Source organism: Undibacterium sp. KW1, assembly GCF_009937955.1.
Taxonomy (GTDB): Bacteria; Pseudomonadota; Gammaproteobacteria; order Burkholderiales; family Burkholderiaceae_D; genus Undibacterium.
The window spans coordinates 1,151,780-1,175,024 of record NZ_AP018439.1 but is presented as its reverse complement, the minus strand read 5'-3'; the positions used below and the strand labels follow the sequence as shown (position 1 = coordinate 1,175,024).

The 23,245-nt window shown below is 51.3% G+C and carries 18 protein-coding genes; 3 read left to right on the top strand and 15 right to left on the bottom strand.

What is annotated here, in order from left to right:
• Positions 1 to 126: 126 nt before the first annotated feature.
• The 3 genes from UNDKW_RS05250 to UNDKW_RS05240 all read right to left on the bottom strand — a co-directional run bounded on the left by UNDKW_RS05250 (position 127) and on the right by UNDKW_RS05240 (position 4,809).
• The gene (locus UNDKW_RS05250) at positions 127 to 2,925 is read right to left on the bottom strand and encodes a TonB-dependent receptor (RefSeq protein WP_162057860.1); all 2,799 of its coding nucleotides are present in this window, start codon (positions 2,923 to 2,925) and stop codon (positions 127 to 129) included.
• Positions 2,926 to 3,472: 547 nt separating this feature from the next.
• Positions 3,473 to 4,339: a PhzF family phenazine biosynthesis protein gene (locus tag UNDKW_RS05245; RefSeq protein WP_162057859.1), complete on the bottom strand. Its 867-nt coding sequence runs from the start codon at positions 4,337 to 4,339 to the stop codon at positions 3,473 to 3,475.
• A gap of 77 nt (positions 4,340 to 4,416) precedes the next feature.
• Complete coding sequence (locus UNDKW_RS05240; protein WP_162057858.1) at positions 4,417 to 4,809, bottom strand: hypothetical protein; 393 nt, start codon at positions 4,807 to 4,809, stop codon at positions 4,417 to 4,419.
• A gap of 361 nt (positions 4,810 to 5,170) precedes the next feature.
• On the opposite strand from UNDKW_RS05240, the gene UNDKW_RS05235 reads away from it, so the two are divergent.
• From UNDKW_RS05235 to UNDKW_RS05225, 3 genes are all read left to right on the top strand, one after another.
• Positions 5,171 to 7,270 (top strand): TonB-dependent siderophore receptor, encoded by a 2,100-nt coding sequence (locus UNDKW_RS05235; protein WP_232063249.1) that lies wholly within the window; start codon positions 5,171 to 5,173, stop codon positions 7,268 to 7,270.
• A 198-nt stretch (positions 7,271 to 7,468) separates the two neighbouring features.
• On the top strand, positions 7,469 to 8,266 hold the full coding sequence (locus UNDKW_RS05230) for a helix-turn-helix domain-containing protein (protein WP_162057857.1): 798 nt from the start codon (positions 7,469 to 7,471) through the stop codon (positions 8,264 to 8,266).
• Between the two features lie 75 nt (positions 8,267 to 8,341).
• Complete coding sequence (locus UNDKW_RS05225) at positions 8,342 to 9,214, top strand: metal-dependent hydrolase (RefSeq protein ID WP_162057856.1); 873 nt, start codon at positions 8,342 to 8,344, stop codon at positions 9,212 to 9,214.
• 68 nt (positions 9,215 to 9,282) lie between these two features.
• Here UNDKW_RS05225 and UNDKW_RS05220 read toward each other — a convergent pair whose 3' ends face one another.
• The 12 genes from UNDKW_RS05220 to UNDKW_RS05170 all read right to left on the bottom strand — a co-directional run bounded on the left by UNDKW_RS05220 (position 9,283) and on the right by UNDKW_RS05170 (position 23,202).
• Entirely contained in the window at positions 9,283 to 9,963 is a 681-nt protein-coding gene (locus UNDKW_RS05220; RefSeq protein ID WP_162057855.1) for an ABC transporter ATP-binding protein, read from the bottom strand.
• Positions 9,956 to 10,216: an FtsX-like permease family protein gene (locus UNDKW_RS30275; protein WP_232063248.1), complete on the bottom strand. Its 261-nt coding sequence runs from the start codon at positions 10,214 to 10,216 to the stop codon at positions 9,956 to 9,958. The genes UNDKW_RS05220 and UNDKW_RS30275 overlap by 8 nt, the downstream gene beginning before the upstream one ends.
• The gene (locus UNDKW_RS05215; protein ID WP_232063247.1) at positions 10,210 to 11,184 is read right to left on the bottom strand and encodes an ABC transporter permease; all 975 of its coding nucleotides are present in this window, start codon (positions 11,182 to 11,184) and stop codon (positions 10,210 to 10,212) included. The genes UNDKW_RS30275 and UNDKW_RS05215 overlap by 7 nt, the downstream gene beginning before the upstream one ends.
• Before the next feature lie 32 nt (positions 11,185 to 11,216).
• A complete protein-coding gene (locus UNDKW_RS05210) occupies positions 11,217 to 12,476 on the bottom strand; it encodes an efflux RND transporter periplasmic adaptor subunit (RefSeq protein ID WP_162057854.1) in 1,260 nt (419 codons plus the stop codon).
• 133 nt (positions 12,477 to 12,609) lie between these two features.
• On the bottom strand, positions 12,610 to 13,935 hold the full coding sequence (locus UNDKW_RS05205; RefSeq protein WP_162040091.1) for a TolC family outer membrane protein: 1,326 nt from the start codon (positions 13,933 to 13,935) through the stop codon (positions 12,610 to 12,612).
• Positions 13,936 to 13,958: 23 nt separating this feature from the next.
• Positions 13,959 to 14,282: a rhodanese-like domain-containing protein gene (locus UNDKW_RS05200; protein WP_162040090.1), complete on the bottom strand. Its 324-nt coding sequence runs from the start codon at positions 14,280 to 14,282 to the stop codon at positions 13,959 to 13,961.
• A 27-nt stretch (positions 14,283 to 14,309) separates the two neighbouring features.
• Entirely contained in the window at positions 14,310 to 14,960 is a 651-nt protein-coding gene (locus UNDKW_RS05195) for a protein-L-isoaspartate O-methyltransferase (protein ID WP_162057853.1), read from the bottom strand.
• A 40-nt stretch (positions 14,961 to 15,000) separates the two neighbouring features.
• A complete protein-coding gene (locus UNDKW_RS05190; RefSeq protein WP_162057852.1) occupies positions 15,001 to 18,201 on the bottom strand; it encodes an efflux RND transporter permease subunit in 3,201 nt (1,066 codons plus the stop codon).
• Between the two features lie 2 nt (positions 18,202 to 18,203).
• Entirely contained in the window at positions 18,204 to 19,358 is a 1,155-nt protein-coding gene (locus UNDKW_RS05185) for an efflux RND transporter periplasmic adaptor subunit (RefSeq protein WP_162057851.1), read from the bottom strand.
• A gap of 140 nt (positions 19,359 to 19,498) precedes the next feature.
• Positions 19,499 to 20,128, bottom strand: coding sequence for a TetR/AcrR family transcriptional regulator (locus UNDKW_RS05180; RefSeq protein WP_162057850.1), 630 nt, complete (start codon positions 20,126 to 20,128; stop codon positions 19,499 to 19,501).
• 318 nt (positions 20,129 to 20,446) lie between these two features.
• A complete protein-coding gene (locus UNDKW_RS05175) occupies positions 20,447 to 21,469 on the bottom strand; it encodes a LacI family DNA-binding transcriptional regulator (RefSeq protein WP_162057849.1) in 1,023 nt (340 codons plus the stop codon).
• 152 nt (positions 21,470 to 21,621) lie between these two features.
• Positions 21,622 to 23,202: a tryptophan halogenase family protein gene (locus UNDKW_RS05170; protein ID WP_162057848.1), complete on the bottom strand. Its 1,581-nt coding sequence runs from the start codon at positions 23,200 to 23,202 to the stop codon at positions 21,622 to 21,624.
• Positions 23,203 to 23,245: the final 43 nt, after the last annotated feature.

Genomic DNA, 23,245 nt, shown 5'->3' with positions numbered 1-23,245 from the left:
CGATCTGTAGCGAGCGTCAGCGGGGTGAAGAGCAGCGCAAAAAGCGGAATGTACTTTAGTACATGAGCATTTTGAGCCGCACATGAGCCCCGATCACGCTCGCGCAGTAACATCGCAAACTGGTTCTTAGAACTTGTAGTTCAGGCCGAATAGATAAGTCCTGCCATACACGGTCTTGTCCGTGATCTTGTTTGGATCAGTATCATATTGCTGGAACGGTGCATTGTTCCAGTTATTCGCTTGCGCCAGCAATGATAAACCTTTCAGGTAACCCGTCTGGAATTCATACGATACCTGGAAATCAACGATAGTTTCACCCTTGATGAAAGTCAATTGCTGATTGTCCTGGAAGTCGCTGATCTGCCCCAGGAAATCAGAACGTTTGCGACCTGCAACAGCGATCTGGAAGCCATTTTTTTCATAGTACAAACGCAGATTGCTGACACGCTTGGAGAGGCCTGGCAAAGGAATATTTTGCGCACTGATATTTGAAGTGCCGAAACCAAACGCTGGCAGCGTGATCTGGCTTGAGGTATCAGAGTGATTCACCATGACACCAAAACCATCCAACACAGGAGTGATCATGGAGAATGGAATATTCAGGGCAACTTCAAAGCCATGAATATTACCGCCCTCACCATTTTGTGGCGTCGTCAGCAAACCGACGGTAGAACCTTGATATGGGCCACTCAGAGGCAAAGGGGTGGTTGCACTGACAAAAGGCTTAAAGTCGAAAGTACGTGGTGCACGATAGATATAAGTATCGAGCTGCTTATAGAAACCGGCAACGCTGAAATAACCCTTCTTGCCGAAATATTTTTCATACGACAAATCAAAAGCCTTGGCACTGAAAGGCTTGAGCTCAGCATTACCACCGCTGCCAGTGAGGATAGGAAAAGCGCCGCCAGTCTTGACGCCAAATTCCTGGCTGGCACGCAAATCATCCATGTTTGCGCGTGACAAAACTTTTGCCAGACCTACCCGCAAGAACTGCTCTTTACCCAGATCAAAAGAGACGTTCAGGCTAGGCAGAAAATCAGAATAAGACTTGCCACCAAAGGCAGTCTTGAATGGGCAAGTATCTACAGTGATGCCTGTGCACTTGGCCAGATCAACCTGGTTACCGGTCGAACGCTGGTTAGTGTGGATGAACTGACCACCAAAGTTACCACGGTAATTCAAACCCATTACCTGACCATCCAGATCACCCATTGCGTAGGCGGTCGTTACTTTTTCATTGACGGTCCAGTCTTTTGCGAGCACGGATGCATCAACCCAGCGCGCCAGCTCATAAATCGAGCCCAAAGAGCCATCAGGATCAAACGAGACTACTGGCAAACCAACCGTGCCCGCAGTTGCCACTGCACTGCCTGGTACCGCTGCAGAAGCATAGCCACCACCGCCTTTAACGACCAGACGGCCTTCCTGGCCAGTACGGGCTTTATCGCGCTCAGTATAGTTAAGGCCAAACTGTGCCGCTACCACTGGACCAAAATTCAGGTCGCGTTTAGCACTCAGACGTATGCTGTTGACCTTGTCATTAATATCTGGCAAAGCAACATACCCGGCTTGCGGCGTATTTGGACCACCACCCCAGCCATCGACGTCTGTCAATCTGGAGACATTGCGGTCGGAATAATTCAGGCTGGTGGAGTACTTCACATCAGAAAAATTACCACCATTAAAACCGGTATAAGAAATCGAGCCCAGTGGCGTTACGTCACCCGGCTGACCTGCCGTGGTTTCGTAGCGTTTGCTATGCTTGACGGCCTTTGAATAAGACAGATCAGCTACTGCCGTCCACTCGTCGAGTTTCATTTCACTGTTCCAGCCTATCGACGTCAGTTTATCGTCAGCGCTTTCTTTATGATTGCGAACTACGCCTTTATAGTTACTGAAAGTACCGGTGGTGGCAACACCATTGACGATGGTTGCATTACTGAGCACGCCGTCTGGATCATAGCCACCGGCTGAACCGGCAATTGCACCTTCCAGACCGGTTTTCTTCAGGCTGGTAGAGCCGGCAGAATAAAATACATCAACCGTAGATTTGAAGTTTTTATTTGGCTTGTATTGCAGAGTCAGGGAAGCGCCGTCACGGTTACTCTTACTGACTTCCGTGTCAGACTTGAAACCACCCGGAGCCACAACTTTGGCACCGTTATAATCGACAGTCGGCGCAAACCCGCCCCAGGAATCAAACTTTTGCTGGCCGCCGCCATCTTCCTTGAACTTGGTCAAGCCCAAAGACACGCCCAGAGTACGGTTCGCAAACTGATCTACATAAGAGAAAGATGCGCGGTCGCCTGTACCCTCTTCGGAGCCTGATTTTACGCCCGTGCGTTGTTTGCGATAGCTGGCTGCCAGTACACGCTTGCCAAAATCCAGTGGCTTGAGTGTATTCAGATCGATCGTCGCTGCCAGACCCTGACCAACCAGTGCTGCGTCTGGCGTTTTGTAGATCAATACGGAACCCATGAGCTCAGCCGGGAACAGATCAAACTCCGGGCTGCGGGCATTACCTGTAGAAGCCTGTTCACGGCCATTCAACAAGGAACCATTAAAACTTGGCGACAAGCCACGCACGCTGACATCTGCCGCCTTACCTGATGAACGGCTGCGCTGCGCGGTCACACCCGGCAAACGGGCAATCGATTCGGCCACGCTGGCATCAGGCAATTTACCTATGTCTTCCGCTGAAATGGCCTCGACGATGGAATTGGAATTTTTCTTGATCGAGATGGCTTCTTCTATGCCCTTGCGGATGCCTGTCACGACCACGGTAGTACCAGTTGCTTCTTGCGCTGCAGCGATGTCGGTCATGCCAAAGATCAATACGGCACATCCAGCGGCGACTGGACTCAACTTAAAAGAAAAACGGTGCAGAGCTTCGCCCTGCCGACGCTTTTGCGTAGCTTGTTTCATGTAATGTCCCCTCACACTTTTATATGACTTGCACTCTTTGAGTCACCGGACAGAAACCCAACATTCCAGCCCGGCAATCAGAACCCAACGTTCCGAGATGAATTTTGTACTAAAACTAGATTCAATGTCAAACGAAGACTACAAAAAACTACAAACAAAATACGTGCACCAGATAAGACCTCTATAGCAAGGCCACCTCTATGCACTGAAATGTGTTGTGTACGCCCCACAAGGGGGCAAGAGAGCAATGTAGTTAGACTACTTTATGTAATTGAACTACTTGTTAAATCCAAAAGATTTCGTGTGCAAAGATTGCCGCGAGGGCTTGCAAGAGCTATGGTCAGCACAAAAATGTGACGCCTGAACCATGCAGGGGCCAATAAGGCAAGTCTGAAGAAAAGCAGCATCTGGCATGTCAATATCAGGCGGCCATAGTTTCAAGAAGCAAAAATCATGATTCCATTATTGCAATTCATTGATGGATGCCTGCCCTATGACCCACCTGAACAAGACGGATCCACTGATGCTTGACTCATGCTTCAGGGTTTTAGACGTAGAGCTCGCCCTTTGCAACCAGACAAACTTGCCCATGTACCAGCACAGTTTCATCTTCGGCATTCAGGCTCACATGCAATTCACTGGGTCTGTGCACATAGGCGCCCTGGGCAAAAATTTGCGTATCACCAGCCTGGGCACGCAAGTGCCTGACCATATAGGCACCGGCAGGGCCAACCGCACTACCAGTGGCGATATCTTCAACCTTGCCTTCATTGTCCCAGGTACGCCCTTCGCGGCGCTGCACATCCAGCACATAGACAAATTTTGCACCTACGCTGGCCAGCAGCGCTTCAAACTTTTCATGGCAGATACGGGCTTTGTCGAGGTGCTGTTGTATAGGCACGATCAGATAAGGCAGGCCTGTCGATACCACTTGCAGTGGCAAATCCGCTACCTGGTCATGCGCATGCAGGTTTAGGGCTTTCAAGAAATTTTCAGCAACACTTGCGCTCAAGGGTTCGCCAAAACTGGCCTTGCCCTGATTCATTTCAGCAAAAAAATTGCCACTCTCTTGTTTGCTGCTGGCAAATACACTGCGTTCATTCAGGACGAATTCAAATTCCGCTGTCTTGCTGTCCGGCTGGTAAAGTTGGTGCAGGCATGCTGCCGCGCCGATGATGGGATGACCAGCAAAGCCCAGCTCTTCTTCCATGGTGAATATATGGGTGCGCCATCTGTGTTGCCCTTCCAGCTTCTGCAGGAAGATACTCTCGAACTGGCGCATTTCGCGCGTCATTGCCTGCATCATGTAAGCAGACAAGGTTTGCTCCAGCACGAAGACACTGAGACCATTGCCTGCCAGTGTTTGCCTGGCAAAGACATCCACCATGGTAAATGGGAAAACTTGTTTTTTCATTTTTTGCTCCCTGGTCAGCCCTGGTTCAGAACCATCTCACCAGTATAGGCAAAAAATCTTTGACGCCAGGCAAATTCTCAGCGAGTTTTCTTTTGTTGACGTTGCCAGTGCCTGGCATATAAATGCAGACCCGTCATGGGCAACAGAAACCAGAACAAGCCATTGGCGAGCACACTGGTCCTGGTGAAACCAAAATGGTAGTGATAAGCAGTGTCATCGATATATACCGCCACATAGGGGAAGCCAGCAAACCAGCCATCACCCGCTATATTTGGATAAGGCAGCAGCATCCAGAAAGTGCCCAGCCACGATGCCAGACCCAACAACAGTCCGCCCAGCAAGCAGAGGTAAAAGTGTTTTTGCCAATTCGCGGGGCGCTCGCCTGAAAACAACAGATACAGGTTGCCGCACAGGCTGTAAGTTCCTGCCAGCACCAGCAAACTGGCAGCCACAAAGATAGTGATTAACATGATCTGTCAAACCAGAAATGAGAAAGCAAATACTGACAAAAGCAGGGTATTAAACGTGCATCATACCATCAGGATTTCCGCGATTTCTTGCCACCGTTGTAAAACGGCGTTGTTTTTAAAGATTTAAGCTTGCCTGGCTTGATAACCTGCCGATGGCACCCAGAGCGGTGTATCTGCAAGTCATGCACAAAATATAATCCCGCCTCAAGATCAGCGTGAATGCGGCATTCCCACCACACAGCATGTCTTCAGACTTGTTAAGCATTGCTACATTCAGCAGGCTGCTGCAGAAACCGGTGACAGCCTTCGCTGGCGGATTTATGATGAGTGCATTCAAGCAATGTCTGCTCCGGGAGGAATGATGCAGTTGCCACCACATACAGCCATGCTGAGCGCCCTGCTTTTGTCTTTTTCACTGGCAGCACATGCCGCTGCAGGCAATACCGAAGAAGATGACGACCTCAAAGCCGTCTATGGCGATAAACTGACCGTCAGTATCGCCACGGGCAGCCAAAAGTCGCTGCGGCTGGCACCCGCCGTTACCAGTGTCATCACGGCCGCCGATATTCGCGCCATGGGTGCGACTGATCTCGATCAGGTCATGGAAACCGTAGCGGGCATGCATGCAGAAAAAATCGGTGCCAACAATTTTTCTGCCTATGTATTACGGGGCATTATCAATGAACTCAATTCGCAAATCCTGGTATTGCAAAACGGCGTACCGATGACCGTGCTGCTGACAGGGAACAGGTCGCGCCTTTGGGGCAGTTACCCCTTGCAGCATATCTCCCGCATAGAAATCATCCGGGGGCCGGGCTCCGCCCTTTACGGTGCTGATGCCTATAGCGGTGTCATCAATATCATCACCAAAACCGCTGCAGAAATACAGGGCACGGAATTTGGTATTAACACCGGCTCATTTTCCACTCGCGATGTCTGGATACAGCATGGCGGCAAACTGGGCAGCGTTGATGTCGCCGCTTATTTTCGGATAGGCAAAAGCGCAGGCAGTGCAGAAATCGTCACAGCCGATGCGCAAACCGGCCTGGACCGCGTATTTGGCACCCATGCCAGCCTGGCACCTGGCCCCTTGAATAATGGTCATGATGCAGTTGATGCCCATCTTGACCTGAGTTATGAGAAATGGCGCTGGCGCAGCAATTTCATCCTGCGCGATAACATTGGCACGGGAACCGGGACTTCTTCGGCACTTGACCCTAGCGGCAAATTAAAAAGCCAGCGTCTCACGTCAGACTTGTCGTGGAGCGATCATCACATTGGTCAAGACTGGGGTCTGGGCTTCAATATGAGTTATTCGCAATACTTGCAACGCCTGCCCTCGCCCCTGGTCTTGTATCCACCAGGAGTGACGTTCCCTACTGGTAATTTCCCTGACGGGATCATAGGTGCCCCCAATACCTCAGAGCGACAATTGCGTGTGTCTGCCTATGCCGTGTATTCAGGCTGGCGTGACCATCATTTACGTGTTGGTGTCGGGCATGATGACCTGAACATGTACGACACCTATGAATTCAAGAATTTTCTGATCACCCCTGCCGGGTTGCCGCAACCTGCGGGTGCGGTACAAACTTACACGGGTGCGCTGACATTTCTGGAGCCGCACCGCCGCAAGATTGATTATGTGTATGCCCAGGATGAATGGCAATTCGCGCCGGACTGGAATCTGACTGCCGGTATCCGGCATGATAATTTTTCTGATGTAGGCAGCACGACCAACCCACGTGTAGCGCTGGTATGGGAAGCGGCGTACAACCTGACTGCCAAGCTCCTGTATGGACAGGCTTTCCGTGCGCCCTCTTTTAACGAGCTTTACAGCATCAATAATCCTGCACAACGCGGCAACTCGTCCATACAACCCGAGAGTATCAAGACGCTGGAAGCTGCCCTGATATGGCAGGCACGCAATGATTTGCAGGCAAAACTCAATGTCTTCCAGTTCAGGATGAAAAACTTGATACGTACCGTGCCGAATGCAATCAAAGGCACGGGTAGCTCCTACGCCAATACCAATAGCCAGGAAGGACATGGCATGGAAACTGAACTTAACTGGCAAGCCAGCCGCCAGTTGCGGGTTAGCGGCAACTACAGCTATCAAATCAATACCGATCAGGTCACCAATCAGGATGCCGGCTATGCGCCACACCACCATGTCTTTGCCCGCGCCGACTGGCAATTTGCGCCAGACTGGTTATTGAGCCCGCAATTCAACTGGGTGGCAGGACGCAAGCGCACCGTTGGCGATCTGCGCCCGCCAGTGGCAGATTACAAATTGATTGATCTTAGCCTGCGTACCAATGCGGGTGCCTGGGAAGTATCCGGCAGTATCCGCAACCTGCTGAATGTCGATGCGCGCGAACCCAGTTTTGCACCCGGCAGCATTACCAATGACATACCGCTGCCAAAACGCAGTTTTTATCTGCAAGTCATGTATAAAATGTGATTGCCAGGCTCCACACCCAGCATGCAGCATCAGCAGATGATGGGGTTCTCTGCTCTTCATCTGCATGAAATAGCAGAGACGTGCAGGCTTTGGGTAAAATAGCGCCTGCCCCAGTACCAGACGACTATCCAAACCACCTTGCATACTCCTATTAAATACCAGGTTTTCCCCTCACACCCCAAGCTGTCTCCATTAATCATGCATATCATGATGGTGGAACTGGATGCCTGCGAAGTATTTTTGCCTGCGACCTTGTGTCCGTCCATCATGCTGTTCGCCCGTGGTGGCGCAACCGTCATCGGGGCAGATCAAAGCGAATTCGTCGCTGAGCGCTTTTTCTTGCGTGGCCCCTTCATGGAACCTGCACATGTGCGCTACGCTCCTGGAACCCTGAGCTTGTCGGTATGTTTCCGTCCTGGCATGCTGCAACAAGCCATGGGCATCAATGTTGCCAGCATTGTCGGCAGTGCCCTGCCTTTTCAGGATCTGGTTTGTCCCGAGCGCACTCAAAACTTCCTGCAAGGGCTGGACAAAGTAGAAGATGGCAAAGCCATCGTGGGTTTATTTCAGCAGCTTTTGCTCGATGTACTTGATCACAAACCCAGGAGCAGCATAGGCGCGGCATTTCTGGCGGCACACAAGAAGATATTTTTCCCGCTGTTGGAGTTATCCGAATATTTTGGCATAGGGCAAAGACAGCTGGAGCGCCGGGTACGCGAGAATTTTGGTGTCACCCTGCGTGATGTCAGGCGCATAGTCAGGTTTGGTTTTTCCCTGCCCCACATCATCAAGCCAGATGTCGGCTGGGGAGACCTGACCCAGATTGCCCAGGATACCGGTTACTACGATCAGGCTCACATGCACAGGGAATATGTGGAGCTGGCAGGCATTCCACCTGCGCAGCTCAGGCAAAAAATCAGCGCCCGCGATCCGGCATACTGGATTTATCTGATGCCGGATGAAGATTTCAATAAACTCTTTTTATTGATTGATTGACGGGTCGGTACAAATTTGACGCATTGATACAATGACCTAAAAGGCTAATTATTTACACTTTTTTTCATGATCAACATGAGAAACACGATAAAGATGAGCCAGCAAGAAAACAGCCCAAATAGTCCACGAAAGCCTCTGCAAGTACGTCAATTGAACATTGATTTATCCCAAGGCTTTTCACGTCACTGGCTGGGAGGTGATGCCTTCCGCACTCATCTGTTCAATGCCCAGTCCTACAGTTTCCCGCTTGGTGAACAATATTTCATCGACAGCATCAGGGCTGCTCTGCCCCTGCTCAAGGATGAACAATTAAAAGAAGACATCAGGGGTTTTATCGGCCAGGAAGCCAGTCACCGTCATATTCACAAGCAATATAATCAGCAACTGGATGCCCAGGGCCTGAGCTATCTCCTGGAAGGCTATGTGGCCTGGCGCATACGCACGGCAGCCATGCTCAGTGTCAGGAGTAACCTCGCCATCACCATGGCCTACGAACATTTCACTGCCATTTTCGCTGACGGTACCTTGAGCGAAGCTTGCTGGATAGGTGACGCAGAAGAGCCGCTGAAAACTCTATGGGCCTGGCATTCGGTAGAAGAGACCGAACACAAATCCGTGGCCTTTGACGCCTATCATGCAATAGGTGGTGGTTACTTCGGTCGGATTGCCTGGTTCCTGTATGTGACCATGCTGTTCAGCGTTGATACGCTACTACAAACCATGCATTGCCTGTACAAGGATGGCCAGTTATTTAAGCCGAAGACCTGGTGGCAGGCCATCAAATATTGCCTGCGCCCGCGTGGCTTGCTATGGTTTTCGCTGCCGCATTACCTGGCTTATTTCAAGCCTGGCTTCCGTCCCTGGGAACGCGAGAATCTGCATCTGGCTGAACAGTGGTTGGGAGACCAGGCCGCCAGCTATAGAAAAATCGGCGCAGGTACTGAGTGAATTGCGAATATGGATTTGATTAACCTGCCCGACGGACTTGCCATTGAACTCTGTCTATATTAAACAATTCAGACAACGCGGCCATCCACCAATTCAATAATGCGGTCGCAACGCTGGGCCAAATCCATATTGTGCGTCACCATCAGGAAAGTAGTGCCATTTTCCACGTTCAACTTGCGCATCAATTCAAATATCGCGTCAGTCGATTTGGTGTCCAGGTTACCCGTTGGTTCGTCAGCAAGTATTAGCGGAGGATTCAAGGCAAGGGCACGGGCAATGGCCACCCTTTGTTGCTGCCCACCCGACATATTGCCAACCATATTGTTTTTCCATTGCTCCAGACCCACTTGAGCAAGTAATGCCTCTGCCCGCTGGCGCATATCGGCATCAGCATGGCCTTTTTGCATCATCAGGGGAATCATGACGTTTTCGGTTGCCGTAAATGCGCTCAGCAGATAATGCGCCTGAAATACAAAACCAATTGCCGCCCCTCGCAGATGAGTCAGTTCGGCATCATTCATCGTACTGGTTTCTTTGCCGGTCAGATAGAGCAAACCACTACTTGGTCTGTCAAGCAATCCAATAATATTGAGCAGCGTGCTCTTGCCTGAACCTGATGGCCCGATCAGAGCCACGAATTCGCCCTTGCTGATATCTATCTGTATATCATGTAAAACCTGCGTTTCTGCAGGCGTGCCAAGTCCATAGGATTTATTGAGGTTCTCAAGACGCAACAGGGATTCAGCCACGGATAGCCACCACAGGATCAAGTCGGGATGCGCGCAAGGCAGGCGTGACTGCAGCCAGCAGGCCCGTCAGCGTGGCAATCACGGCACTCCAGAAGAACAGATTGAAGTCCATGCTGATTGGGAACATAGGAGTGCCATCCGGATTTTTCGCGATCATGCGCCATGCGGCCAGCAAGCCTGTCGCAAGTGTAGAACCCACCAGTGAACCAAGCAAACCGACCACGGCACCTTGTATCAGAAAGATTCTTAACACCTGGCTGCGGCTCCCCCCATTGCACGGAGAATACCAATTTCTTTTTGGCGCTGTACGACCGAGACCACCAGGACGCTGGCAATACCAGCCGCTACTGACAGTGCGACAAAGATACGTATCAACAGACTGGAATAGGTTTGCGCACGCATCCCCAGGAAAAACTGGTTATTGCTGGCTATCCAGCTCATGGCAGTCAGCCCGGTTGCATTCGCAATCAACTGAGCAATCGTCTCGGCAGCATAGGGGTCTTGTACGGTCAAATCTATACTTGAGACGCCGCCATTCATGCCCAGCAGATTCTGCGCTGTCGACAGCAAGACAAATACCGTTCGCTGGTTTGCACCACGGCTACCCAGGTCAAAGATCCCGGCAATATTGAGATTCAGGCTGGCGCCTGCTGCACTGGTCACCCGCAGCTTGTCTCCAAGCTGTACGCCCATATCCTCTGCCAGTTGCATGCCGATGATCATATCGGTATTCATCATGCGAAAACTACCCGCTATCATTTTCTCCGGCAAGGGCACGATCCTGACATAGGCGTCTGGCTCTATGCCTATCAGCGAAATGGCCTGAGTAGCACTGCCACGCACGACCAGAGCAGGGCCAGAAGCATTTGGAGACACGGCCACAACGTCGCCGCGTGCCTGCATCTGATCACGTACTTTTTGCCATTGATCGATGGTATTCATGCGTTGTGAGGGTTTTTGTATTGTCGCAGCAATGGTCTGCTGTTCGTTGGTATTCAATACGGCAGTGGCCTGTTGCTTGGGTCTCTCGAGGGTAATGTGAGGTTGCGAACTCAATACGCGTTTAAACAAATTACCCTGCATCCCGGACAACAGCGCTGACATAAAGACGATAACCCCTACCCCAATGGCAACGCCCAGGATAATGAATATCGATTGCATGCGTCCCTCGCGCAAGAAGCGCATCGCAACTATCCATTCAAATGGCAAGAGCTTATTCATAGCTGGTCATGGCTGGTCATGGCTAGTCATGGCTAGTTACTGCTTCTGGCCGGATTGCCAGCGCCACTGTGCTGCAAGTCTGCCCGGGCTCGCTTACCTTCCTGAACGGCAACGCCAGTTGCGGGCAACACCATGTCCTGCTCGCTCAAGCCGGATAAAATCTCCACGGACTTGTCACCGCGTACACCGATGCCAATCGCGCGACGCTCTGCTTTCCCCTTATTGATCACCATCACCCAGGGCGAAGTCGCCACATCATGAATGGCTTCAGCACTGAGTGACAGGGTATCTTTGCGTCTGGCGACTTCTATTTCTACCGACACGGTCATGTCTTGTTTCAGATAGGCGGGTGGATTTGACACATTCAGTTTCACATCGACAGATCCACGCTGAGCATTGACCCCAGGATTGATATAACTGAGTTGTGCTGGAAATTTCTGTCCAGGATAAGCGTCTGCCACAGCCAGCGCACTTTGCCCCAGTTGCATATACCGTAAATTTTTCTCATCGATTTGTATGAGTAACTGTGTCAGGCCAACAGGTGACAAGACCATCAATACCTTTCCGGGCTGAACGGTGTCGCCACGCTCAACATCGCGTGAAATCAAGATGCCATCTGCCACTGCCCTGATCTGGGTATGCTGCAATTTTGCCTGTGCTGATTTTTGATTTGCCCTGGCCAGGTCCAGGGCCGCGAGTGCCAGTTGATAGTCACTACCCGCAGGCTGGGTGGACTGTGCCTGCAGCTTTACACTATCAACCTGGCTGCGTGCTATGTCCAGGTTGCGCCTGGCGTCATCCAGCTGTGCCTGACCAACAAAACCCTGTGCCACCAGCTCTCTGGTGCGGTCATATTGTTTTTGCACGTTCCCGAGGTTAACTTGAGCCTGCGTCACCGCCTGCTCTGCAAGCGGCTGGCTCAGTTCCTGAATTTGTTTGAGTTTGATTTCTGCCTGATGCAGGTTGGCGTTGGCCAGATCAAGAGCAGCTTTCTCGTCGGCGCCATCGAGTTCTATCAGCAACTCACCTGCCTTGACTGTCTGGCCCTCCTTTACCGGCACGGCTGCCACCATGCCGGTTACCTGCGCACCAATATCGACCCTGGCAGGCGTTTCTACCCGGCCACTGGCGACCACCGTCTGCACAAGTTCACCTCGCTTAGCCTGGAATATCACGGATTTCCTGCCTACCACATAAGGCGAGGCAAAATAGGCAAGTAGGGAAAATATGGCGACACCAAGCGCCCAAAGTATCACATTGGATTTATTCAGAAATCCCTGAGTTTTCTCCATCTTCAAGCCTTTCATGCCAGAACCATGCAAACTGAGTTTGATAGCATTTCAGGAAACAGACTTGATCTTAAGCAAGCAATAATAAAAAAAGCTCGCCTGAAGCGAGCTTTTTATAAACTGGAAATAATTGGACTTAGTGCTGCAACAAGGTATTCACTTCGGCCAGATCATCTTCTTTCAAGGTGCCTGCTGCTGATTTCAAGCGCAGGCCATTCAGGATAGTGTCGTAGCGCGCTTTCGCCAGGGTCTGACGCGTGGTGTACAACTGCTGCTGTGCATTCAATACGTCGATATTGATACGCACACCAACCTGATAACCAAGCTTGTTGGAATCCAGTGCGGACTGGCTGGAGACTTCAGCCGCTTCATAGGCCTTTACCTGAGCCAGGCCAGAGCTGACGCCGACAAATGCCTGACGTGCACCCTGCGCTGCAGTACGGCGGGCATTTTCATAGTCACTGCGTGATTTATCTTCCAGCGCAATCGCTTCCTTGACGCGGCTATCGACAGAAAAACCAGAGAAAATAGGAATATTCCACTGTACACCTATGGTCGTTGGCTTGACCACACCTGCGCCATTCGGATTGCCAGCACCCGCATTCGAGGTACGTCCAGTACTGGCAACCAGATCAACGGTAGGGTAGTGACCTGCACGGTTTCTCTGTATCTCGCGCTTGGCTATTTCAACTGCCACTTGTGAAGCGACGACGCTAAAATTTTGCTTTTCTGCGGAGGAAACCCAGTCATCAATCAATGCTGGCTGGGGCTCACTGAGTTTGACACCGACTTTCAGGGTTGCCAGTTCACCGGCATCCTTGGCGATAATTTGCTGCAGAGCTGCGCGCTTGACTTGCAAATCACTCTGACCGGCAAATTCCTGCGCGGTCACCAGGTCATAACGTGCCTGCGCTTCATGGGTATCAGTAATCGTTGACGTACCCACTTCAAAATTACGCTTGGCAGAAGCCAGTTGCTCGGAGATGGCACTCTTTTGAGCGCGCAAGGTTTCCAGCGTATCCTGCGCTGCCAGCACATCAAAATAAGCCTGGGCCACACGCAGGATCAGATCTTGTTTAGCTTGCGCAAACTGTGCTTCACTGACCAGCAGCGACAATTTGCTTTGTTCATATTGCTGCCAGTTACCCCAGTTGAACAAAGGTTGGGATAAAGCCAGGGTCCAGGTATTGGTCACGCCTTTCAAAGTGCGCGAACCTGATACCGCATCGACTTCGGCCTCGGTACTGGACTTGGTGTCACTTCCTTTCAGAGCGATACCGGGCAACAGACCTGCGCGGCCTTGCACAGGTTTTTCCTGACCTGCAGTCAGGCTGGCACGGGCACTTGCGTACTGCGCATCATTTGCCAGAGCATCCTTATAGACTTGCAGCAAATCACCTGCATTTGCATTCAAGGTCAGGAAAGCTGAGGCCAGCAGTGTGGCAAGAATAGGATTACGCATGTAAGGCTCCGAAAAAAAGTAAATTAATAAGTGGGCATACCCGTATCGACTTGTTGTGCCCATGCATGCACACCACCAGTCAGATTAATTGTTTGGGTAAAACCCTGACGCTCTAAAAAATTTGCTACCTGCATACTGCGCCCGCCGTGATGGCAGATGCAGACAATCACATCATCCGGTTCCAGTTCTTGAAAACGGGCTGGTACTGTCTGCATGGGCATCAGTTGCACACCCGGGATATGACAAGTCTCATGCTCCCAAGGTTCCCGTACATCGAGTAAAACCGGGGCTTTTCTACTACTATCGTTTAACCATTGCGCCAGCTCCGTTGCGGTAATGTTTTGCATGTCATGTCTCCTGTTTTCTTTTCAGGATTAAAGGCTGAAATGCGAAACCGGCTTGGCACCTGCTGCAGGCTCCACCACAGTTTCAAACAGGTTTTGCGTGCCCACTGCAGACGCTGAAGTACGGGTCAGCAATTTCGCTGTCAGCGTCGGCAACTGACCAACGAAAGCCAGCAAGCGGCCACCAACATTCAATTGCTGTTGCAGATGTTCAGGCAATTGCTCGAGTCCACCAGCGATAACGATGGCATCATAGCTGCCGGTGTTCTTGTCGCTGAAGGCATCAGCCAGAACCACATCAACATTGCTGACATGATTGCGTTGCAGATTAGCTGTCGCCAGTGCATGCAAGACCTTGGATGATTCCAGCACGGTCACATGGCGGGCAGAGTAAGCCAGCAATGCGGCCAGATAACCTGTGCCTGCGCCAATCAGCAAGACGTTTTCCTGCTTCTTGAGCACCAGTTCCTGCAAAATGCGCGCTTCCAGCTTGGGCGTCATGGCTTTGCTACCATCCGGCAAAGGCAATTCAGTATCAAAAAATGCCAGGCTTTTTTGTTCCGCCGGGAAATAATCTTCGCGTTTGACCACAATCAGCATATCCAGTACTTCCTGGTTCAACACATTCCAGGGGCGGATTTGTTGCTCTATCATGTTGAAGCGTGCTTTTTCGATATTCATTTCTATACTCGATTGCAAAATTGATGGAAACGGCATTTTATCAAAGCGCTTGGGCAGTTTGACGATTACCGCGCCATTTTTGCGTAATCCATAGACCCAGATCATCCAGATAGGTGTAAATCACCGGAACAACCACCAAAGTCAGCAATGACGAAGTGATAATCCCGCCTATCACAGCCTGTCCCATCGGTGCGCGCTGCTCAGACCCCTCAGACAGGGCAAAGGCCAGTGGCACCATGCCAAATACCATCGCCAGCGTTGTCATCAGAATGGGACGCAGACGCACATGGGCCGCTTCCAGCAAGGCTTCCATGCGGCCCATGCCATCTTTTCTTGCCTGATTAGCAAAATCTACCAGCAAAATCGCATTTTTGGTAACTAATCCCATCAACATGATGAAACCGATGATGGAAAACATGTTCAAGGTAGAGCGGAAGAACATCAAAGCCAGGAAAACACCGATCAAAGTCATGGGCAGGGCCGACATGATGGCAATCGGCTGCAAGAAACTGGCAAATTGTGATGCCAGGATCATGTAGATGAAAATCACCGCCAAAGCCAGCGCTGACAAGGCATAGCCGAAGGATTCAGTCATGTTCTTGGTGGCACCGCCCATCTTGTAGCGGTAACCGGGCTGCCATTGCATGCCATCCAGCACTTTTTTGACTTCAGCACTGACTTCACCTGCAGAACGGCCCACCACATTGGCAGACAATTCGACTTCACGGTTCAGGTCGCGGCGGTTGATCTGGTTGGCGCCTGTTGATGGCTTGATGTCTGCCACCTGACGCAAGGGCACCATTTTTGGTGAACCGTCAGCATTGGTTTGCGTGCTGCTGAGCATCAGGCGTGACAGGTCTTCAGGGTTATTTCTGTCGTTCGGCGAGAGGCGCACGGTGACATCGTAGTTTTCTTCGTCAGGTGCACGCCAGGTAGTGGCAATCTCGCCTGCCAGCAAAGGCCGCAAAGCACCACCTATCTGGGCCACACCTACACCGAGGTCAGCGGCGATATCACGGCGTGGTTGCACCGAGATGGTTGGTTTTTGCGCCTTCAGACTGGAATCCAGATCCACCAGGCCGGGAATGGCACGCAGTTTTCCCTGTACCTGCTCCGACAATTTCGCCAACTCACCAAGATCACTGCCCTGCAGACTGAAACGCAGATTCTTGTTATCACCACCGACACCATCCAGCGCACCGATATGCGTGACCGTAATTCCAGCTATCTGGCTCAGGCGCGTGCGCAGTGGTACTGACATCTGGCTGGTAGTCCTTGCCCTGTCCTTGCGTGGTACCAGGCGGATAAAGGTGGTCACATAATTCTTGCCCTGTGCCGAACCGGTATTCACCGTGCTATAGGTATCCAGCACTTCGGGGAATTCCTTCACGACAGCCTCTACCTGATGCACCTTGGTCTCGGTCAGCTCCAGCGATGAACCTACCGGCGTATAGTAATTAACGCCTGTTTCGGAATAGTCAGCCTGCGGTACGAATTCTGAACCGATCATGCCTGTACCCGGTATTGCCAGGCCAAGGAAAAAAGTCAGCGCTGCAATCAGCAAGGTCTTGATACGATGCTTGAGCGACCAGCGCAACATCACCTGATAGCCACGCGAAAACCATTGCACACCACGCTCAAACTGTTCCAGCACACGGCCTATGCTATTCGCATACCAGCCCTTGCGTACAGGCTTGCCATTTGCATCCAGCGCAGTATGGCCATGGGCATCCGGGTCTGGCCAGATCGATGACAGCATAGGATCGAGCGTGAAAGACACAAACATGGAAATCAGTACGGCTGCAGTGACGGTAATACCAAACTGGTGGAAGAAGCGACCGATAATCCCGCCCATGAAACCGACAGGCAAGAATACCGCGACGATAGAAAAGGTCGTCGCCAAAACTGCCAGGCCTATCTCTGCCGTACCTTCGAGCGCTGCCGTGTGATGATCCTTGAACTTGCCATTGACCTTCATACCAGCATGGCGCACGATGTTTTCACGCACGACGATGGCATCATCAATCAGCAAACCCACACAAAGCGACAAGGCCATCAGGGTAATCATGTTGATGGTAAAGCCAAACATGTCCATGAACAGGAAGGTACCTATCAAGGCAACCGGCAAGGTCAGGCCCGTGATGACGGTAGAACGCCAGGAGTTCAGAAACAGGAAGACGATCAGCACTGTCAGTGCAGCACCTTCTATCAGGGTACGGCGCACATTCTCTACACCCACACGTATCTGGCGCGAACCATCCTTGATGACTTGTACTTTGACACCCGGATACTGTGCCTGCAATTGTGGCTCCAGTGCCTGCAAAGCTGCAGTCAGGCCATCGGCGACCTCTATGGTATTTTGTCCCTGCGCCTTCAAAATATCCAGTGCGACCGTGCGCTGGCCGTTATACAGGGCCAAACTTTCTTGCTCTTCCTGACCATCCACCACACTGGCGACTTGCGACAGCATGACTGGCTGGCCGCCGCGACGGGCCACGATGATGCGGGCGAAGTCTTGCGGGTTCTTGATGCGCCCTTGTATCTGTACGACCTTTTCATTGTCGAGCGCACGGATGGCACCGGTAGGCAACTCCTGGTTTTCATTGCGCAAGGCATTGATGACCTGGTCGACACCCAGGCCCAGCGATTCCATTTCACCCGGCTTAAGGTAAATCTTGATCTCACGCTTGACGCCACCGACCAGGGTGACTGAACCGACGCCGCGTACATTTTCCAGACGCTTTTTCACCAACTGGTCACCGATGGTGGTCAGTTCACGGAAATCACGTTTTTTGATCTTCTCATCGTTAGTCACCGAGACCGAGAAGATAGGTTTATCAGAAGGATCGTAACGCGTCACCCTGGGCTCTTTGACTTCCTTGCGAAAGCCCGCCTTGATGAGCGCGACTTTTTCACGCACATCCTGCGCTGCCTGTGCGGGATCAACGGTCAGGTCAAATTCCAGGATAACGACAGACGTGCCTTCGTATGAACGCGAAGTCAGCGCGCTGATACCATTGATGGTATTGACGGTTTCTTCAACCTTGCGGGTAATGTCCGACTCTATGGTCTCAGGTGCGGCACCAGGATAATCGGTCTGTATCACCACCACCGGGAAAGTAATATCGGGAAACTGATCGACCCGCAAGCGTTTGTAAGAAAACAAACCCAGCACCACAAAGGCAACCATCATCATAGTCGCCAGTACCGGGTTGCCTATGCTGATACGTGTGAACCACATGATTACACCTTGCCTGTCGTTGTAATCAGCTTCACAGCCACGCCTGCACGCAAGCGCCCCAGATTGGCTTTAACTATCTTTGCTTGCGGTGCCAGGCCGGACAACACCTCCACCACAGGCTTGCCCTGGTTTTCGCCACGCAGGCCCAGCTTGACTGGCTTTTGTTGCAGGACATTGTTTTCTATCGCATACACAAACGCCTGTTCGGCTTCATACTGTATCGCTGTTTCCGGCACCGTCAGCACTTCTGACTTTTTATCGACGACCAGTTGTGCCTCGCCAAACATGCCCGCACGCAAAATCGTATCGGGATTGGCAACCTGCACATAGGCCATGATGGAACGTGAGCCTGCAGTCGTGGCAGGATTGATGCGCACTACCTTGCCATCGACAGCCGCTGGCACACCTTCTATTTTCAGTTGCACGGCCTGACCAATTTTGATGCTGGCAATATCCTGGGTTGGTACCGGTGCTTCCATTTCCAGCATGCGTAAATCAACGACATCAAGCAAGCGGTTATCCGGCGAAATCTTTTCACCGGGTTGCACCATACGGTTGCTGATCATGCCTGAGATGGGCGCGCGTATGACAGTATCTGCCAGCGCTTTTTGCGCCACATTCAATGCAGCTTTGGCGCTATCGACATTGGCGACGGCAATGGCATATTGGCTGTTGGTATTGTCGTAGGCGTTTTTGGAGATAAAACTTTTTTCCAGCAAGGCCTTGTTGTTGTCACGTGCCAGACGGGCAATCTCGAGTTGCCCCTGTGCAGCATTCAAAGCGCCTTTGGCCTGCTCCTGTCTTGCCAGGTAATCACTGCTGTCCATCTTGATCAGGACTTGACCAGCCTGCACGGCCTCGCCTTCGCGCACCAGCACTTCGGTAATATCACCAGCCACCTTAGCCTTGACGGCAGCCTGGTTGATGGCGCGCAGAGCGCCGGACAAAGCCAGCAATTTTCTGACTTCGGCATTACCCACTTCGACGATGTCGGCAGGCAAGAATTCCAGTGTTGAAGGTGCCGTCTGCCCAGACACTGCTACAGCACTTGCCGAAGCCTGGACTACGGTACCCTGAGATTTTTTCTTCATTACCACCATGCCTGCAGCCAGCAACAGCACTACAGCAATGATCCAGAAAGTCTTGCGCTTTAACATGATTGTTTTCCAAAAGTAATTGTTTCAGGGACCTGGGGCTAAGACGGTCAATCAACTGTCCAGGTCGTAAGAAACCCTGACTTTAAAGCCTGACATAATGTGAGGGTCAAGCAGCGCATGCTCTCCAATAAGTAAAAAATCTATTTTTTCAACAAACTACGCAAAGCCATTTCTATATAGTGTTCTATATAAGTATCAAGCTGCTCAGGATCTACTTTGCAGACGCCGTGAGAATGTTTCCATATCATCATCATGATCATGGGAGCAATCAAAAGACGGGAATCAATTACCAGATTCACATCCCGTATATCCCCGCGAGCCATGCCGCGCTTTAGCATCTTGGCGACCATGCTTTCGCCACGGTCTATGACCTCTTCCTGGTAAAACCGGGCAAGCTCAGGGAAATTCCCGGCTTCTGCCATCATCAGTTTCGGCAGGCCAGATAATTTGTTATTCCCCACGCTGCCCCACCAGGTTGCCATGATCAGGCGGAACAACTCTTCACTACTGCCTTCAAACTGATCAATCACACCTTCTGCTTCACCTATCAGAGGAACTATGCTCTCCCTGACCACCGCCTTGAACAGCTCTTCCTTACTGGAAAAATACAGGTACAAAGTGCCTTTGGAGACGCCAGCAGCGCGCGCCACATCGTCCAGACGTGTTGCAGCGAAACCGCGCTCTACGAATAAATCGAGGGCAGCTGCGAGTAATTCTTGCGGGCGGGCATCCTTGCGGCGCTCCCACTTGGGCTTAAAAGGGCATAGCATAATATTAACGACTCAAATTAACTTACTTTTGAGTCAGTAATATAGTCCGCCCCCTGTTCAGCGTCAAGATAAACACTCGGGCTAAGGCAGGCATTCTGACAAATCCCATAAAAACCGGTACGGGATTTGCGACAAACTGACGAAATCAGGGTAGGAAATGAATAAAACGTGGAAGGAATATCAAAAAACTATGCCAGACATGCATGTACAGGACTAGAAGTAGTTAGCCCATCATCGGTCAGTTAGCTGCTGATAATTGCAATTACCACCAGTGTTGACCTATTTTCAAGATGCAAAAATAGGTCAACACCTCATACATCAGCGCAGGCGTCTGGTGGTTTCCCTGGCAATCAGTTCCAGGCCAGGCAAGCTGGTATCGACTTCATTGCCCGCTATCAGGCCCAGCAGGGTCTTGGTCGCGAGCAGCCCCATGTCGTACAGCGGCTGGTGGATGGTAGTCAGCGGTGGCGTGGTATACAGTGAACTGGGCAAGTCATCGAAACCTATCAGGGAGATATCTTCTGGTACGCGTATGCCCTTGCGGTACAGGCCCAGCCTGACACCATAGGCAGAAAGATCGTTGGCCGCAAACACGGCACTGAATTGCTGCTGGGTTTCGAGCAGACGGTTAATTGCCAGCAAACCACTGGCCTCATGGAAATTACCCTCAGCCACCAGATTTTTTTCAAAGGGAATATTCGCTTCGCGCAAGGCTTTCTGATAGCCTTCCTGCCGTTCAGCCGCATCAGTATTGTTTGCAGGTCCGGTCACAAAGGCGATGCGCCTGTGGCCCAGCTCTATCAAATGCCTGGTTGCCAGATATGCCCCGTGCACATTATCAAGCTTGAAGCCCACTGCGGTCTTGCTGTTTAAACTGCGGCCTGTTGCGACTATGGGTTTATCAACAGCAAATTCCAGCACTTTTTTATCGGCGATACGGCCAGACAGCAAGATGATGCCATCCACTTTGCGTGCCAGTAAAAGCTTGATGCGGGAAGCCTCTTCGTCAGCATTCCAGTGCCCGCTTACGATCACCGATGCATAGCCAGTACCCTTCAAGCCATCATCGACTCCGTGCAGGGTTTCATCAAAGAAGGGGCTGGAGATATCCTGCACGACGATGCCTATGGTCATGGAGCGACCACTTTTCAGCCCTTGCGCCAGCTGGTTGGGTTCAAACTTCATTTCTGCGATGGCAGTTTCTACTGCCTTGCGCTTGTCATCAGAGACCTTGGCCGTGCCATTAAGGATGCGCGATACCGTGCTGGGCGACACACCCGCCTCACGCGCAACATCCAATAAGGTGACTGGCTCGTTTTTTCTTTTCGTTCTCTCAACCACGCAATGCCTTCCCAAGCAGGGTAATTATTTTAGTATTGACAACTTGTCTTCACAATTCAGTGAAAAGCTTTTCACAATTAGCATATCATGGATTTTTGTGCTTGCGCTGTGGTTTTACCTTGCCAACCAGAGAGGCATGGTATTGAACGCCATCAAGCCCTTCTTGCCAGTACAGAAGGAAGCGGAGATGCCGCCTTGCACAAGTGTTCAACCAGTTTTCTGTGATCAGGCAAGTCAGCCAGGGCACGCTGCGCCATCTGGGCTATCATCTGGAATTCCTGGGTGGCTTCCTGCTCTTGCGGATACACGAATTTGTTATTAGCCATGTCAGTCTGGAACTCCATTCCATATAAAACGAACTGCCAGCTTGATGGCGGATACATTTCCAGGTCTGCAATAAAGTCCATGCGGTGCGGTGGACGGCAGCTCCACATCTTGAGTTTTTCCTGCAGGCTCTGAGGGATGGAGGCCGCATCCCTGTTATCACGCCAGAATGCAGAGTCTGTCCTTTGGCTCAGGCTGAAATGCATTTTGACGAAATCAACGATGCGCTCATAACGCGCCTTCATGTGCTGATTAAACTGGGTTGCCACCGCATCAAATTCGCCATTGAATGGGAACAGATAAGTCAGCAAATACGCCGCTGTTTCTATCAAGCCTATGCCTGAAGATTCCAGCGGTTCGATAAAACCACCGGACAAGCCTATGGCCACACAGTTCTTGATCCATTGAGTTTCACGATAACCGACATTGAGCTTCAATAACCTGGGTGTCATGCCATCTGCTGCCGGGCCTATGTATTGACGCAAAACTTGCTCCGCCCTGGCCTCGTCCGTATGACGACTGGAAAACACATAACCTATGCCGCGTCTTTCCTGCAATCCTATGTCCCATATCCAGCCGGCTTCCTGCGCACTGGAGATGGTATATGAAGGTATAGGCGCATCTGGCTTTGCATAAGGTACTTGCAAGGCCAGGGCCCTGTCTACAAACAGCACATCATTCAAAGACTTGAATGGGGAGCCCAGGGTCTTGCCTATCAAGCCTGCGCTAAAACCTGTGCAGTCTATGAACAAATCTGCCGCCAGTACCTGACCATCTTGCGTGTGCACGGCAGCAATGGCTCCATCATCATCGAGTTGCACATGCTCTACCGTGCCCAGTATTTGTTTCACCCCGAGTGACTGTCCATGCTCAGACAATAATGCGGCAAGACGGCCAGCATCGAAATGATAGGCATAATTCATCGGCCCCAGAAAGTCCTTGTCGGCAAATCTCTTGGGGCCGCGTGACGCATCTGCTATACATTTCTGCATGGTCACGGCATCCGCGAAGGCCGGCTGTTGACCATCGTGCGCAGCCAGGCCTTTCAACCAGTAAGGTAATAATTCTGGCCCACGCTGGCTGGGGTGACTGAAGGGATGGAAATAATGATCGGCACCTGTGCGACCAGCTGGCCTGACCCAATGATCAAAGCGTATGCCCTGCTTGAATGTGCCATGACACTCCCGGATAAAACGTGCCTCATCTATACCTATCGCCGCCAGCGTACCGCGTATCGAAGGAAAGCTGCCCTCGCCTACGCCAATTATGCCTATGTCTTTTGACTCCACCAGGCGTATCTGTATGCACTCTCCCTCTTTGGAAGATGACAGGTGTTTGGCCATGAAACATGCAGTCAGCCAGCCGGCTGTTCCACCGCCTACGATCAATACATTTTTTACGGCTTTCATTTGAGCAAGCTCCTCGGTTTAGCTGCGGTCAAGAGTAAATAAC

Bases quoted from the DNA above. Each gene is read 5' to 3' on its own strand.
- UNDKW_RS05250 (WP_162057860.1), bottom strand. From the start codon at position 2,925: ATGAAACAAGCTACGCAAAAGCGTCGGCAGGGCGAAGCTCTGCACCGT.
- UNDKW_RS05245 (WP_162057859.1), bottom strand. From the start codon at position 4,339: ATGAAAAAACAAGTTTTCCCATTTACCATGGTGGATGTCTTTGCCAGG.
- UNDKW_RS05240 (WP_162057858.1), bottom strand. From the start codon at position 4,809: ATGTTAATCACTATCTTTGTGGCTGCCAGTTTGCTGGTGCTGGCAGGA.
- UNDKW_RS05235 (WP_232063249.1), top strand. From the start codon at position 5,171: ATGCAGTTGCCACCACATACAGCCATGCTGAGCGCCCTGCTTTTGTCT.
- UNDKW_RS05230 (WP_162057857.1), top strand. From the start codon at position 7,469: ATGCATATCATGATGGTGGAACTGGATGCCTGCGAAGTATTTTTGCCT.
- UNDKW_RS05225 (WP_162057856.1), top strand. From the start codon at position 8,342: ATGAGAAACACGATAAAGATGAGCCAGCAAGAAAACAGCCCAAATAGT.
- UNDKW_RS05215 (WP_232063247.1), bottom strand. From the start codon at position 11,184: ATGAATAAGCTCTTGCCATTTGAATGGATAGTTGCGATGCGCTTCTTG.
- UNDKW_RS05210 (WP_162057854.1), bottom strand. From the start codon at position 12,476: ATGGAGAAAACTCAGGGATTTCTGAATAAATCCAATGTGATACTTTGG.
- UNDKW_RS05205 (WP_162040091.1), bottom strand. From the start codon at position 13,935: ATGCGTAATCCTATTCTTGCCACACTGCTGGCCTCAGCTTTCCTGACC.
- UNDKW_RS05200 (WP_162040090.1), bottom strand. From the start codon at position 14,282: ATGCAAAACATTACCGCAACGGAGCTGGCGCAATGGTTAAACGATAGT.
- UNDKW_RS05195 (WP_162057853.1), bottom strand. From the start codon at position 14,960: ATGAATATCGAAAAAGCACGCTTCAACATGATAGAGCAACAAATCCGC.
- UNDKW_RS05190 (WP_162057852.1), bottom strand. From the start codon at position 18,201: ATGTGGTTCACACGTATCAGCATAGGCAACCCGGTACTGGCGACTATG.
- UNDKW_RS05185 (WP_162057851.1), bottom strand. From the start codon at position 19,358: ATGTTAAAGCGCAAGACTTTCTGGATCATTGCTGTAGTGCTGTTGCTG.
- UNDKW_RS05180 (WP_162057850.1), bottom strand. From the start codon at position 20,128: ATGCTATGCCCTTTTAAGCCCAAGTGGGAGCGCCGCAAGGATGCCCGC.
- UNDKW_RS05170 (WP_162057848.1), bottom strand. From the start codon at position 23,202: ATGAAAGCCGTAAAAAATGTATTGATCGTAGGCGGTGGAACAGCCGGC.